The sequence below is a fragment of the Kitasatospora sp. NPDC058218 genome (genome assembly GCF_042882445.1).
In the GTDB taxonomy this organism is placed as follows: domain Bacteria; phylum Actinomycetota; class Actinomycetes; order Streptomycetales; family Streptomycetaceae; genus Kitasatospora.
In genome coordinates this window covers 62866-76492 of the sequence record NZ_JBHVWC010000019.1, presented here as the reverse complement: position 1 = coordinate 76492, position 13627 = coordinate 62866, and the positions used below count along the sequence as shown (strand labels likewise).

The window sequence follows — 13627 nt, the reverse complement described above, 5'->3', positions numbered from 1 at the left end:
CCATTCCTGGCATCGGAATGGGCGCCGGATTAGCAGGGGCGTTCGGAATCCGTTCGGCGGCCGTTCGATTCGGGTGGGCCCGGGCGGAGAACGGACACCTGGACGCCACCCCTCCTTCACGGGGGCCCGGCCCGGTGCCCGCCCGGCCCCCGGCCGCGTTCGGGCTGGTCGCCGCGGTCGCCTACCATCACATACGACACGGTGCCCGCATCCTCGCCGGCATCGGCGCGCCACCCCGACGGTCTGCGGCGGCGCACGGTCCGACGGCTTGCGGCAGCGCACCGCCCGACGGCCGGCGGCAGCGCTCGGCCCGACGGACCAGCACAGCACGACGGATCAGGAGACCCCGCATGATCGGCCTCGTTCTGGCAGCCGGCGCCGGCCGCCGGCTGCGCCCGTACACCGACACCCTGCCGAAGGCGCTGGTGCCGGTCGACGGGGAGCGGACCGTCCTGGACCTCACCCTCGGCAACTTCGCCGAGGTCGGCCTGCGCGAGGCGGCGATCGTCGTCGGCTACCGCAAGGAGGCGGTCCGGGACCGCAAGGCGGCCCTGGAGCAGAAGTACGGCGTGAAGCTCACCCTGGTCGAGAACGACAAGGCCGAGGAGTGGAACAACGCCTACTCGCTCTGGTGCGCGCGCGAGCTGTTCGGCGAGGGCCTGCTGCTGGCCAACGGCGACACCGTCCACCCGGCCTCCGTCCAGCGGACCATGCTGGAGGGCAACCTGCGCCTCGCCGAGCAGGGCCGCGCCCCCGGCATCCTGCTCGCCCTCGACACGGTGAAGAAGCTCGCCGACGAGGAGATGAAGGTCGTCGTCGACCCGGCCACCGGCGTGCGGCGCATCACCAAGCTGATGGAGCCGGCGGAGGCGACCGGCGAGTACATCGGCCTCACCGTGATCAACCCCTCCGCCGCCGCCGACCTCACCGACGCGCTGCGCACCACCTACGAGCGCGACCCCCAGCTGTACTACGAGGACGGCTACCAGGAGATGGTCGACCGCGGCCTGCGGATCGACGTGCAGCCGATCGGCGAGGTGTCCTGGGTCGAGGTCGACAACCACGACGACCTGGCCAAGGCGCGGGAGATCGCGTGCCAGTACTGACGCGCCTGGTGCCGTCGCCGGTCTTCGTCGAGATCCGCTCGGGGGCGCTGGACGCGCTCGGCGGCATCCTCGCCGACCAGCGGCTCTCGGCCTCGGGCCGGATCGCGGTGGCGATCAGCAACGGCTCGGGGGCGGTGCTGCGCGAGCGGCTGGAGCCGGCCCTGCCGGGGGCCGACTGGTACAACGTCGACGACGGCAGCCTCGACAGTGCGGTGCGCCTGGCGGAGGCGATGCGCGGCGGTCACTACGACGCGATCGTCGGCCTCGGCGGCGGCAAGATCATCGACGCCGCCAAGTACGCCGCGGCCCGGGTCGGCCTGCCGCTGGTCGCGGTCGCCACCAACCTCGCCCACGACGGCATCTGCTCACCCGTCTCCACCCTCGACAACGACGCCGGCCGGGGCTCCTACGGGGTGCCGGGTCCGATCGGCATCGTGGTCGACCTCGACGTGATCCGGCAGGCCCCGCCGCGCTTCGTGGCGGCGGGCATCGGCGACGTCATCTCCAACATCTCGGCCTGCGCGGACTGGGAGCTGTCCCAGGCCGAGACCGGCGAGCCGGTGGACGGACTGGCCGTGGCGATGGCCCGCTCGGCCGGCGAGAACCTGCTGCGGCACCCAGGAAACCTTCAGGATCAGGACCTCCTCACGGCGCTCGCGGAAGCCCTGGTACTGTCCGGCATCGCGATGAACATCGCTGGCAGCACCCGGCCCTCGTCGGGCGCCTGCCACGAGATCTCGCACGCCCTGGACGTGCTGTACCCCAAGCGATCCGCCCAGCACGGCGAACAGGTCGGCCTCGGGGCCGCCTTCGCCAGCTTCCTGCGGGGCGAGCGCGAGCTGACCGGTCTGATCGTGGAGCGCCTGACGCGCCACGGCCTGCCGGTGACCGCAGCTCAGATCGGCTTCACCGAGGCGGAGTTCACCGAGGCGGTGCACTACGCTCCGAACACCCGCCCGGGCCGCTTCACCATTCTTGAGCACCTCGACCTCTCCCCATCAGCGATCAGGGACGCGTACGCCGACTATGTCCAAGCCGTCAACAGCTGACCCCGCCACGAAGGGTTCGACCCCGGCCCCGGTGGATCTGACCCGCCGCCCCTCCGTCGAGGAGCTGCGCGCGGTGATCCACCCGGAGGGCATGCTCCAGCGCCGCAGCGCGGAGCACTGGGCCGGCCGCCTCTACATGCGGCGGATCTCGCTGCGGATCACCCGCGTGCTCTCCACCGTGACGGCGATCACGCCCAACGGCCTGACCTATCTGATGATGGTCACCGGCGTCCTGGCCGGCGTGGCGCTGATCGTCCCGGGCCTCACCGGCGCGGTCCTCGGCGCCCTGCTCATCCAGGTCTACTTGCTGCTGGACTGCGTGGACGGCGAGGTGGCCCGCTGGCGCCGGCAGACCTCGCTCACCGGCGTCTACCTGGACCGGGTCGGCCACTACATGTCCGAGGCGGCCCTGCTGACCGGTCTCGGTCTGCGCGGCTGCGACCTCTTCCACCGGACCGGCGACACCGCGCACTGGGAGTGGGCCTTCCTCGGCACGCTGGCCGCGCTCGGCGCCATCCTGATCAAGTCCGAGACGGACCTGGTGGACGTGGCCCGGGCCCGCAGCGGCCTGACGGCGGTCGAGGACAGCGCCTCGGTGCCGCGCTCGTCCGGGGTCGCCAAGGCCCGCCGGGCGGCCTCCTTCCTCAAGTTCCACCGCCTGGTGGGCGCGGTCGAGGCCTCGCTGCTCATCCTCGCCGCGGGCGTCGCGGACGTCCTGCACGGCGGGCTGTTCTTCACCCGGATCGCGGTGGTCGTCCTGGCGGCGATCGCCATGCTGCAGACCGTGCTGCACCTGCTGAGCATCGTCCTGTCCAGCAGGCTCCGGTGAGCGCCGTGAGCACGACCACCGACACCTTCCGGCTCGGCGCGGTCATCATCACCATGGGCAACCGTCCGGCCGAGCTGAACGCCCTGATCGAGTCGGTCCGCGCCCAGGAGGGCCCGGCCGTCGAGCTGGCCGTGGTCGCCAACGGCGCCCCGCTGCCGCCGCTGCCGGCGGACGTGCGCAGCGTCGAGCTGCCGGAGAACCTCGGCATCCCGGGCGGCCGCAACGTCGGCATCGAGCTGTTCGGCAAGGACGGCCGGGAGGTCGACGCCGTCCTCTTCCTGGACGACGACGGCCGGCTGCCGGGCACCGACTCGGCCCGGCTGCTGCGCGAGGCCTTCACCGCCGATCCGCGGCTGGGCATCGTCAGCTTCCGGATCGCCGACCCCGACACCGGCGTCACCCAGCGCCGGCACGTCCCCCGGCTGCGCGCCAGCGACCCGCTGCGCTCCTCCCGGGTGACCACCTTCCTGGGCGGCGCGAGCGCCGTGCGCTGCACGGTGTTCGAACAGGCCGGCCAGCTGCCCGCCGAGTTCTTCTACGCGCACGAGGAGACCGACCTCGCGTGGCGCGCGCTGGACGCCGGCTGGGCCATCGACTACCGGGCCGACGTGGTGCTGCACCACCCGACCACCTCGCCCGCCCGGCACGCCTCGTACTTCCACAACGTGGCCCGCAACAGGGTGTGGCTCGCCCGACGGAACCTTCCGGCCCTGTTCGTGCCTCTCTATCTGGGAACCTGGTTCCTGCTGACCCTGGCCCGCCGCCCCTCCCCGGAGGCGCTGAAGGCCTGGTGGGGCGGGTTCCGGGCGGGCTGGCGCGAACCCTGCGGTGCGCGGCGGCCCATGCGATGGCGTACCGTTTGGCGACTGACCAGGCTGGGTCGACCGCCAGTCATCTGATCGTATGGTCGGGCGACCCTACGGTGATTTGAACCGTGCGGTTCAGACGTCGTACGGTCGTCCGATCGCCATGGCCGGTGGAGCACGCACCGGCCGGACTCCCCCGTGATCCGAGTGGATCCCCCTCGGCGCAAGGCCGGCGGACCCCCGCCGACCGGCCCGCCCCGACCCGATCCCGCGCGAAGGACGAATGTGTCGACAGTGAGTGAACCCGTCAGCCTCTCGGCCCCGAGGGGGGCGGACGCGGGCCTGACCCCCAAGCAGCTTGCGGACAAGTACGGTCTCGCGGTCAGCGGCAGACGGCCCGGCCTGATCGCCTACTCCAAGCAGCTGTGGGCCCGGCGGCACTTCATCTGGGCCTTCGCCACCGCCCGCCTGGTGGCCCAGTACACCGACGCCAAGCTCGGCCAGCTCTGGCAGGTCGTGACCCCGCTGCTGAACTGCGCGGTGTTCTACCTGGTCTTCGGTGTGATCCTGAAGAGCAAGGACGGCTTCCCGGACGGCACCTACACCGCGTGGCTCTGCATCGGTGTGTTCGTCTTCCAGTTCACCCAGAACGCGGTGCAGTCCGGCACCCGGGCGATCTCCGACAACCTCGGGCTGATCCGCGCGCTGCACTTCCCCCGGGCCTCGCTGCCGATCGCCTTCACCGTGATCCAGCTCCAGCAGCTGCTGATCTCGATGGTGGTGCTGGTCGGTGTCGTGCTGGCCAGCGGGATCGAGCCGGGCCGGACCTGGCTCGCGGTGATCCCGGCCCTGCTGCTGCAGTCGATGTTCAACACCGGCGTGGCCCTGGTGATGGCCCGGATCGGTGCCAAGACCAGCGACATCTCCCAGCTGATCCCGTTCGCCATGCGCGCCTGGATGTTCCTCTCCGGCGTCATGTTCAGCATCCAGGACAAGATCAGCACCTGGCCGGAGTTCTGGCAGAAGGTGATGCAGTTCAACCCGGCCTCGGTCTACATGGACCTGCTCCGGCACGCCTTCGCGCCGGTGATCTACAACAAGCACGTCCCCCAGCACCAGGAGTTCCCGCCGCACCAGTGGACGTACGGCATCGCCTGGGCGGTCGGGATGTTCGTGATCGGATACGTCTTCTTCTGGAAGGCCGAGGAGGAGTACGGCCGTGGCTGACACCGACCTGCGAAAGGGCCTGACCGTGCAGGACGCCGACGTCGCCCGCGAGCCCACCGTCGTCGTCGACGACGTGCACATCGTCTACCGGGTGCACGGCGCCGGCTCCGGCAAGGGCAGCGCGACCTCCGCCGTCAGCCGCATCCTCAGCCGCAAGCGCTCCGCCGGCGTGCGCGAGGTGCACGCGGTGCGCGGGGTCAGCTTCACCGCGTACAAGGGCGAGGCGATCGGCCTGATCGGCTCCAACGGCTCCGGCAAGTCGACCATGCTGGCCGCCATCGCGGGCCTGCTGCCGACCGAGAAGGGCGGCATCTACACCAACGGCCAGCCCTCGCTGCTGGGCGTCAACGCGGCGCTGATGAACGAGCTCACCGGCGAGCGCAACGTCGTCCTCGGCTGCCTGGCGATGGGGATGACCCCGGCCCAGGTGCGCGAGCGCTACAACGACATCGTCGAGTTCTCGGGCATCAACGACAAGGGCGACTTCATCTCGCTGCCGATGCGCACCTACTCCTCCGGCATGGGGGCCCGGCTGCGGTTCTCCATCGCGGCGGCGAAGACCCACGACGTGCTGCTGATCGACGAGGCGCTGGCCACCGGCGACCAGGCGTTCCAGCAGCGCAGCAAGAAGCGGATCGACGAGCTGCGCGGCTCCGCCGGTACGGTCTTCCTGGTCAGCCACGACAACAGCTCGATCCGCGAGGTCTGCGAGCGGACCATCTGGATCGAGGCCGGCGAGCTGGTGATGGACGGCCCGACCGAGGAGGTCGTGAGCCGCTACGAGCGCGGCGACCGGCCGTAACGCCGCAGGGCCCGTACGGAGGGCCGGTGACCGGGGCAGCCCGGCCGCCGGCCCTCCGTCGTTCGTCCACCCCCGGGCCCGGCCCCGCGGGCACCCCGCGGTACCCCGGGTGGCCCGCCGCTGGGCGGGTGAGCGCCCCGCGCGCCGGGTGGGGCGCCCTTCTCCGGCGCGGCCGGTGGTGTCAGGCTGTAAGGCGCGGGGGTGGTGTGTCGGACGTGACCCCCGATATCGGACGCGTGTCCGACTCGGGCCGGTCGTACCGGGCGGTGTAGAACGGGGGAGTGACAGCAGTGTCGGCTTCGGCCCAGCCCAGTGGTGAGTCCCGGCCCGATGACGGGACGGTGGACCGTTCAGCGGGAGTGACGCTGGACAAGGCGAGCGCGGAGAACTTCCCGGTCGCCCCGTTCTTCCTGCCCGCCGCCTGGCGCGACGACCTGATGGCGGTCTACGGATTCGCCCGACTGGTGGACGACGCCGGCGACGGGGACCTGGCCGATCCGGCCGGCGCCGCCCGGCTGCTCGGGGTGGCCGAGCCGCCCCCGGTCACTCCTTCGGCCCAGCCCGGCCCGCCGGGTCCGGCGGAGGTCGCCTTCCGGCTCGCGCTGCTCGACGGGCTGGAGCGGGACCTCGACCGCGTCTTCGAGACCGCCCTGCACCCCGGGGCCGCCGAGGCCCCCCGCCACCCGCTGATGCGCGGTCTCGTCCCGCTGGTGGACCGGCACGCGCTGACCCCGGAGCCCTTCCGCCGTCTGATCGAGGCCAATCGGGTGGACCAGACCACCGCCCGCTACGCCACCTACCGGGACCTGATCGGCTACTGCACGCTCTCCGCCGACCCGGTCGGCCGCCTGGTGCTGGCCATCGCGGGCGTCGCCACCCCCGAGCGGATCGAGCTCTCCGACGCCGTCTGCAGCGGCCTCCAGGTGGTCGAGCACCTCCAGGACGTCGCCGAGGACCTCGCCCGCGGCCGGATCTACCTCCCGGCCGAGGACCTGGCCCGCTTCGGCGTCACCGAGGCCGAGCTCGCCGCCCCGGTCGCGAGCGGTCCGGTGCGCGAGCTGGTCGCCCACGAGGTCGAACGGGCCCGCACCCTGCTGGACCGCGGCGCGCCATTGGTAGGTACGGTTCGGGGGAGGCTTCGACTGCTCCTGGCGGGATTCACCGCCGGCGGGTACGCGGCCCTGGCGGCCATCGAGGACGCCGGGTACGACGTACTGGCCCAGCAGACGAAGCCGGACAAGCGCCGCCTCGCAGCGAAGGCGGCGGCCATCTTCGCGAAGGGAAGGTGAACGCCCGAGTGGCGGCATCACCACTGGCGTCGGCGCAGGTCATGGCGGCGTACCGGTACTGCGAGGCAGTCACCGGACTGCAGGCCCGCAACTTCAGCTACGGCATCCGCCTGCTGCCGGAGCCGAAGCGGCTGGCCATGTCGGCCCTGTACGCCCTGGCGCGGCGGGTCGACGACATCGGCGACGGCGAGCTCCCCGCCGATCGCAAGGCCGAGGCGCTGCTCCGCACGCGCGAGCTGCTGGACGAGGTCCGTGCCGGCGCGGTCGCGGAGGACGACACCGACCCGATCAAGATCGCCCTGGCGGACGCCGCCCGGCGCTTCCCGATCCCGCTCGGCGGCTTCGACGAACTGATCGACGGCGTCGAGATGGACCTCAAGGGCGCCGAGTACCAGACGTACGAGGAGCTCCAGGTCTACTGCCGCTGCGTCGCCGGCGCGATCGGCCGGCTCTCGCTCGGCGTGTACGGCTGCGACGACCCCGAGCGCGGGGCGCAGTACGCCGACACCCTGGGCCTGGCGCTCCAGCTCACCAACATCCTGCGCGACCTGCGCGAGGACGCCCTCAACGGCCGCACCTACCTGCCCGCCGAGGACCTCGCCCGGTTCGGCTGCGAGCAGGGCTTCGCGCTGCCCAGGCCGCCGGTCGGCGCCGACTTCACCGGTCTGGTGGCCTTCGAGGCCGCCCGGGCCCAGGCCGCATTCGAGGAGGGCCTGCGGCTGCTGCCGATGCTCGACCGTCGCAGCCGGGCCTGCACCGCGGCGATGGCCGGCATCTACCACCGGCTGCTCGGTCGGATCGCGGCCGATCCGGAGTCGGTGTTGCGCGGCCGGGTCTCGCTGCCGGGCTGGGAGAAGGCGTACGTGGCGCTTTCCGGGCTCGCCGGGGGGCGTTCTTGATTCTCGCCGCAGTTCTGTCACGCTGTGTCAGCGGGGAATCACTTATGGGTAGAGCCGTGTTGACCACCGTGTTGGACACGACCGTGTTGACCACGAGCGCCCCGGCCCGGACCGGGTCGGGCGCCGGATGCGAGGGGGAGGGCCGATGACCGGGCGAGCCGATGCCGCGCGCCCGGCCGCCGTCGTGGTCGGCGGCGGCCTCGCGGGCATCACCGCCGCACTGCGGCTGGCCGAGGCCGACCACCGGGTCACCCTGGTCGAGGGCCGCCCCCGGCTGGGCGGCCTGGCCTTCTCCTTCCAGCGCGGCGAGCTGACCGTCGACAACGGCCAGCACGTCTACCTGCGCTGCTGCACCGCCTACCGGGGCCTGGTCGACCGGCTCGGCGCGAGCCGGCTGGTCCACCTCCAGGACCGGCTGGACGTCCCGGTGCTCGGCGTCGCCGGGCCCGCCGACGCGCCGGTGCGCACGCTCGGCCGGCTCCGCCGGGCGGGCCTGCCCGTCCCGCTGCACCTGGCGGCCAGCCTGGCCCGCTACCCGCACCTGGGCCCGGTCGACCGAGCCCGGGTGGTCCGCGGCGCGCTCGCCCTGCAGGGCCTCGACCTCGCCGACCCGGCGCTGGACGCGCTCTCCTTCGGTGACTGGCTGCGCCGCAACGGGCAGAACGAGCGCACCCTCGCCGCCCTCTGGGACCTGGTCGGCGTGGCCACCCTGAACGCCCGGGCCGACCAGGTGTCGCTGGCGCTGGCCGCGATGGTCTTCAAGACCGGCCTGCTCTCCGACCCTGGCGCCTCCGACATCGGCATGGCGGCCGTCCCGCTCGGCGTGATCCACCACGACCGGGCGCTCGCCGAGCTGGAGCGCGCCGGCGTGAAGGTGCTGCTGCGCGCCCGTGCGACCGAGCTCAAGCCCTCCGCGCCCCAGCACGCCGTCCGGCTGGAGAGCGGCGAGCTGCTCACCGCCGACACGGTGGTGCTGGCCGGCGCCCAGGACACCGCGGCCGCCCTGCTGCCGCCCGACGCCGTCGACGCCCAGCAGCGGCTGGCCGGCTTCGGCACCGCGCCGATCCTCAACGTGCACGTGGTCTACGACCGCAAGGTGCTGCGCCGCCCGTTCTTCGCCGCGCTCGGCTCGCCGGTGCAGTGGGTCTTCGACCGCACCGCGCACTCCGGGCTGGCCGGTACCGAGCTGGGCCGGGCCCACCCCGGTGCCCAGTACCTGGCGCTCTCCCAGTCCGCCGTCCAGGACGAGATCGACCTGCCGGTCGCCGAACTTCGCCGCCGCTACCTGCCGGAGCTGGCCCGCCTGCTCCCCGCCGCCGGCGGGGCCGAGGTGCTGGACTTCTTCGTCACCCGCGAGCGCACCGCCACCTTCGACCCGGCCCCGGGCACGGCGGCCGTGCGCCCGCCGGCCCGGACGAACGTCCCGGGCCTGCTGCTGGCCGGCGCGTGGACGGCCACCGGCTGGCCCGCGACCATGGAAGGTGCCGTTCGCAGCGGCCACGCCGCGGCCGACGCGGCGCTCGCCGGCGCCGGCACCCGGCTTCCGGTGGACCGGGGCGACGGGAGGTGGCCCAGGTGACGCAGGGCCCCACCGCCGGCCCCGGCGACCCCGCGAGATCCGGCGGCCCCACCGCCGGCCGCACCGGTCTCATCGACATCGCAAGCGCCCGGCCGTCCCGTGCGGCCCGGCACCACCAGGGAGAGGGAACGCACGTGGAGTCACGCACCGGCACTGCCGTCGGAGGCACGGCGCACGCCGAACCGGTCTCGGTGCCGGAGCTGCTCGCCCGGAGCCGCACGCTCTGCACCCCGCCGCTGCGGGCCGCCGTCGCCCGTCTGGCCGCACCGATGGACACCGTGGCGGCCTACCACTTCGGCTGGATCGACCGGGACGGCACGCCGTCCGCGGGGGACGGCGGCAAGGCCGTCCGCCCGGCCCTGGCACTGCTCTCGGCCCAGGCCGTCGGCGCCCCGGCGGAGGCCGGTGTGCCCGGTGGGGTGGCCGTTGAACTGGTGCACAACTTCTCCCTGCTCCATGATGATCTGATGGACGGTGACGAGACCAGACGGCACCGGGCCACCGCCTGGACGGTCTTCGGACCGGCCCAGGCGATCCTGGTGGGTGACGCCCTGGCGACGCTCGGTACGGAGGTGCTGCTCGACGCCGCCACCGCCGGTGGCGCGAGCCCGACCGACGCCGCGCGCGCCGTCCGCCTGCTCACCACCGCCACCCGCCGGCTCATCGACGGCCAGGCCATGGACGTCGCCTTCGAACAGCGGGACAGCGTCACCGTCGCCGAGTGCCTGGAGATGGAGGGCGGCAAGACCGCCGCCCTGCTCGCCGCGGCCTCCGCGATCGGCGCCGTCCTGGCCGGCGCCGACGACCGGGTCTCCGACGCCCTCCAGCGCTACGGCCACCACCTGGGCCTGGCCTTCCAGGCGGTGGACGACCTGCTCGGCATCTGGGGGGCCACCGAGGTCACCGGCAAGCCGCACTGGGGGGACCTCCGCCAGCGCAAGAAGTCCCTGCCGGTCGCCGCGGCGCTCGCCGAGGGCGGCTCGGCCTCGCGCCGGCTCGCCGGACAGCTGGCCGACCCGTCGGGGCGCGGAGAGGAGAGCGAGCCCGAACTCGCCGCCCGCGCCGCGCTGATCGAGGAGGCCGGCGGCCGCGCCTGGACCCAGGAGGAGGCCCGCCGCCAGCACACGACTGCCCTCGCCGCCCTGGACGAGGTGCCCATGCCCGATGTGGTGCGCGAGCACTTCGTCGCACTCGCCGAATTCGTGGTGGTACGAGAGAGGTGACGTTACGTTGACAGCAACCGCGGACGGCCGGCTCGACCCTGAGTACGATTCCGAGCCGGTCGCGGTGGGCGACCGCCCCCCGGCGCTGCTGAGCGCCGGGCGGTGGCAGCCCGCAGGGCCCGAGGCCGACCGGTCGGCCGACCGGCCCGACCAGGAGCAGGAGGGCCCGGTCTCGGCCGAAGAGGCACTGGCCCGCGCCACCACCCACCTGCTCTCGCTGCAGAGCTCCGAGGGCTGGTGGAAGGGGGACCTGGAGACCAACGTCACCATGGACGCCGAGGATTTACTGCTCCGGCAGTTCCTCGGAATCCGGACGGAGGAACAGACCAAGGCCACCGCCGAGTGGATCCGCTCCCAGCAACGGGAGGACGGCACCTGGTCCACCTTCCACGGCGGACCGGCCGAGCTCTCCACCACGGTCGAGGCCTACGTCGCCCTCAAGCTCGCCGGTGACGACCCCGCCGCCCCGCACATGCTCGCCGCCGCCCGCTACGTCCGGTCCGCCGGCGGCATCGCGGCCGCCCGGGTCTTCACCCGGATCTGGCTCGCGCTCTTCGGCTGGTGGCCCTGGGCACGGTTGCCCGAGATGCCACCGGAGATCATCTTCCTGCCCAAGTGGCTCCCGCTGAACATCTACGCCTTCGGCTGCTGGGCCCGGCAGACCATCGTGCCGCTCACCATCGTCTCGGCCCACCGCCCGGTGCGGCCCGCGCCGTTCCCGCTGACCGAGCTGCACACCGACCCGGAGCACCCCTTCCCCGAGCGTCCGCTCTCCCCCGCCACCACCTGGGACGGCGTCTTCGAACGCCTGGACAAGGTGCTGCACGCCTACCACCGCCGGGCGCTGCGCCCACTGCGCCGGCTCGCGCTCTCGCAGGCCTGCCGCTGGATCGTCGAGCGGCAGGAGGCGGACGGCTGCTGGGGCGGCATCCAGCCGCCCGCCGTCTACTCCCTGATCGCCCTGCACCTGGAGGGCTACGAGCTGGAACACCCGGTGATGCAGGCCGGGCTCTCCTCCTTCGACCGCTTCACCGTGCACACCGAGGACGGCCGGCGCTGGCTGGAGGCCTGCCAGTCCCCGGTCTGGGACACCTGCCTGGCCACCGTCGCGCTGGCCGACGCCGGGCTGCCGGCCGACCACCCCGCACTGGTCTCCGCCGTCGACTGGATGCTCGCCGAGGAGATCACCCGGCGCGGCGACTGGTCCGTCCAGCGGCCCTCGCTCGCCCCCGGCGGCTGGGCGTTCGAATTCGAGAACGACACCTACCCCGACATCGACGACACCGCCGAGGTGGTGCTCGCCCTGCGCCGGGTCGCCCACCCCGACCCGGCCAAGGTGGCCGGCGCGGTCGACCGAGGGGTCGACTGGAACCTCGGCATGCAGTCCAAGAACGGCGCCTGGGGCGCGTTCGACGTCGACAACACCAGCACCCTGCCGAACAAGCTGCCGTTCTGCGACTTCGGCGAGGTGGTCGACCCGCCGTCCGCCGACGTCACCGCCCACGTCGTCGAGATGCTCGCCGAGGTCGGCAAGGGCAAGGACCCGCGCACCCGCCGGGGCGTGGAGTGGCTGCTGCGCAACCAGGAGGCCGACGGCTCCTGGTTCGGCCGCTGGGGCACCAACTACATCTACGGCACCGGCTCGGTGCTGCCCGCCCTGGTGGCGGCCGGCGTCCCGGACGAGCACCCGGCGATCCGCCGCGCCGTCCGCTGGCTGGAGGACCGGCAGAACACCGACGGCGGCTGGGGCGAGGACATGCGCTCCTACGAGGACCCGGCCCGCTGGGCCGGGCGCGGCGACTCCACCGCCTCGCAGACCGCGTGGGCGCTGATGGCGCTGCTCGCGGCCGGCGAGGGCCCGGACGGCCGGGCCAACCCGGCGGTCGAGCGCGGGGTCGACTGGCTGGTCCGCACCCAGCTGCCCGAGGGCACCTGGGACGAGCCGCAGTTCACCGGCACCGGATTCCCGTGGGACTTCTCCATCAACTACCACCTCTACCGGCTGGTCTTCCCGGTCACCGCGCTCGGCCGGTACGTGCACGGCAGTCCCGCCACCGGCCGGGACGCCGCCCCCGGCGCCAAGGGCACCGGCGCCACCGGCAGCCCGACGATCGGGGCGGCCCGGTGAAGCCCGCCCCTCTGCTGGTGCTCTGCGCGCTGGGCCCCGAGGTCTGGGCCCTGCGCGGCGGGGACTGGCGCGGCGCGGCCGGCGGACCGCCGGTGCTGGTCCGCACCGGCGTCGGCCGGCGCCGGGCCGGCCACACCGTCCGACGACTGCTCACCTCGGCCCCCGGCGGCTACGGCGCCGTCGTGGTGGCCGGCTTCGGGGCCGCCGTCGCCCCGGGAATAACACCCGGTGACGTGATCGTTGCGGACGGGGTGCGCGATGCCGAAGGGAACCTCTTCGCGGTCGACTCCGGGCCCGAGCTCAGCCGGGCGCTGAAGACGCGTGGGCTGACGGCCCACACCGGTGTGCACCACACCGCCGACCACGTGGTGCGCGGCCTGGAACGGCGCGCCCTGCACCTGCAGGGCGCACTCGCCGTCGACATGGAGGCCGCCGCGGTCCTCGCCGCCCTCCAGGAGATCCGCCCGGCCCTGCCCGCCGCCGTCCTGCGGGTGGTGGTCGACACCCCCGAGCGCGAGCTGCTGCGCCCGGGGACCCTGCCGGCCGGCGTCCGCGCCTGGCGGACGCTGCGGGCCACCGTGCCCGCGCTGGTCGACTGGCACGAGCAGAACCGGCCGCGGCAGGGCGGCCCGCTGTCCGCAACCCTCAACCACCCCACACCCTCGACGCTCCCTCAGGAGGCGAGCTAGC

At 73.5% G+C, this 13627-nt stretch carries 12 protein-coding genes and 1 pseudogene; all 13 read left to right on the top strand.

Going from position 1 to position 13627, the window contains the following annotated elements; translation table 11 throughout:
* Positions 1-17 precede the first annotated feature (17 nt).
* Positions 18-248 (top strand): annotated as a pseudogene (locus tag ACFVYI_RS14550) (DUF5941 domain-containing protein); the annotation flags it as partial.
* Positions 249-350: 102 nt separating this feature from the next.
* Positions 351-1106: a sugar phosphate nucleotidyltransferase gene (locus ACFVYI_RS14545; protein WP_387885099.1), complete on the top strand. Its 756-nt coding sequence runs from the start codon at positions 351-353 to the stop codon at positions 1104-1106.
* Positions 1094-2155, top strand: a complete 1062-nt coding sequence (locus ACFVYI_RS14540; RefSeq protein ID WP_387884970.1) for an iron-containing alcohol dehydrogenase family protein — start codon at positions 1094-1096, stop codon at positions 2153-2155. Before ACFVYI_RS14545 ends, ACFVYI_RS14540 begins: the two co-directional genes overlap by 13 nt.
* A gap of 91 nt (positions 2156-2246) precedes the next feature.
* On the top strand, positions 2247-2984 hold the full coding sequence (locus tag ACFVYI_RS14535) for a CDP-alcohol phosphatidyltransferase family protein (protein ID WP_387885097.1): 738 nt from the start codon (positions 2247-2249) through the stop codon (positions 2982-2984).
* A 53-nt stretch (positions 2985-3037) separates the two neighbouring features.
* On the top strand, positions 3038-3883 hold the full coding sequence (locus ACFVYI_RS14530; protein WP_387885095.1) for a glycosyltransferase family 2 protein: 846 nt from the start codon (positions 3038-3040) through the stop codon (positions 3881-3883).
* Positions 3884-4075: 192 nt separating this feature from the next.
* The gene (locus tag ACFVYI_RS14525; RefSeq protein WP_387884967.1) at positions 4076-5017 is read left to right on the top strand and encodes an ABC transporter permease; all 942 of its coding nucleotides are present in this window, start codon (positions 4076-4078) and stop codon (positions 5015-5017) included.
* The gene (locus ACFVYI_RS14520) at positions 5010-5819 is read left to right on the top strand and encodes an ABC transporter ATP-binding protein (protein ID WP_387884965.1); all 810 of its coding nucleotides are present in this window, start codon (positions 5010-5012) and stop codon (positions 5817-5819) included. The genes ACFVYI_RS14525 and ACFVYI_RS14520 overlap by 8 nt, the downstream gene beginning before the upstream one ends.
* Before the next feature lie 341 nt (positions 5820-6160).
* Positions 6161-7108 carry a squalene synthase HpnC gene (gene hpnC / locus ACFVYI_RS14515; RefSeq protein WP_387884962.1) on the top strand — a complete coding sequence of 316 codons (948 nt, stop codon included), beginning with the start codon at positions 6161-6163 and terminating at the stop codon, positions 7106-7108.
* Positions 7109-7149: 41 nt separating this feature from the next.
* A complete protein-coding gene (gene hpnD / locus ACFVYI_RS14510; RefSeq protein WP_387885093.1) occupies positions 7150-8007 on the top strand; it encodes a presqualene diphosphate synthase HpnD in 858 nt (285 codons plus the stop codon).
* Positions 8008-8152: 145 nt separating this feature from the next.
* Positions 8153-9586, top strand: coding sequence for a hydroxysqualene dehydroxylase HpnE (gene hpnE / locus ACFVYI_RS14505; protein WP_387884959.1), 1434 nt, complete (start codon positions 8153-8155; stop codon positions 9584-9586).
* A gap of 134 nt (positions 9587-9720) precedes the next feature.
* On the top strand, positions 9721-10809 hold the full coding sequence (locus ACFVYI_RS14500; protein WP_387884956.1) for a polyprenyl synthetase family protein: 1089 nt from the start codon (positions 9721-9723) through the stop codon (positions 10807-10809).
* 7 nt (positions 10810-10816) lie between these two features.
* A complete protein-coding gene (shc, locus tag ACFVYI_RS14495) occupies positions 10817-12937 on the top strand; it encodes a squalene--hopene cyclase (protein ID WP_387884953.1) in 2121 nt (706 codons plus the stop codon).
* Positions 12934-13626, top strand: a complete 693-nt coding sequence (locus ACFVYI_RS14490) for a 1-hydroxy-2-methyl-2-butenyl 4-diphosphate reductase (protein WP_387884952.1) — start codon at positions 12934-12936, stop codon at positions 13624-13626. Before shc ends, ACFVYI_RS14490 begins: the two co-directional genes overlap by 4 nt.
* Position 13627 lies beyond the last annotated feature (1 nt).

What these genes read in the sequence shown, in the direction of transcription:
- hpnE (WP_387884959.1), top strand. Translation starts at nt 8,153, where the DNA reads ATGACCGGGCGAGCCGATGCCGCGCGCCCGGCCGCCGTCGTGGTCGGC.
- ACFVYI_RS14545 (WP_387885099.1), top strand. Translation starts at nt 351, where the DNA reads ATGATCGGCCTCGTTCTGGCAGCCGGCGCCGGCCGCCGGCTGCGCCCG.
- hpnD (WP_387885093.1), top strand. Translation starts at nt 7,150, where the DNA reads ATGGCGGCGTACCGGTACTGCGAGGCAGTCACCGGACTGCAGGCCCGC.
- ACFVYI_RS14530 (WP_387885095.1), top strand. Translation starts at nt 3,038, where the DNA reads ATGGGCAACCGTCCGGCCGAGCTGAACGCCCTGATCGAGTCGGTCCGC.
- ACFVYI_RS14535 (WP_387885097.1), top strand. Translation starts at nt 2,247, where the DNA reads ATGCTCCAGCGCCGCAGCGCGGAGCACTGGGCCGGCCGCCTCTACATG.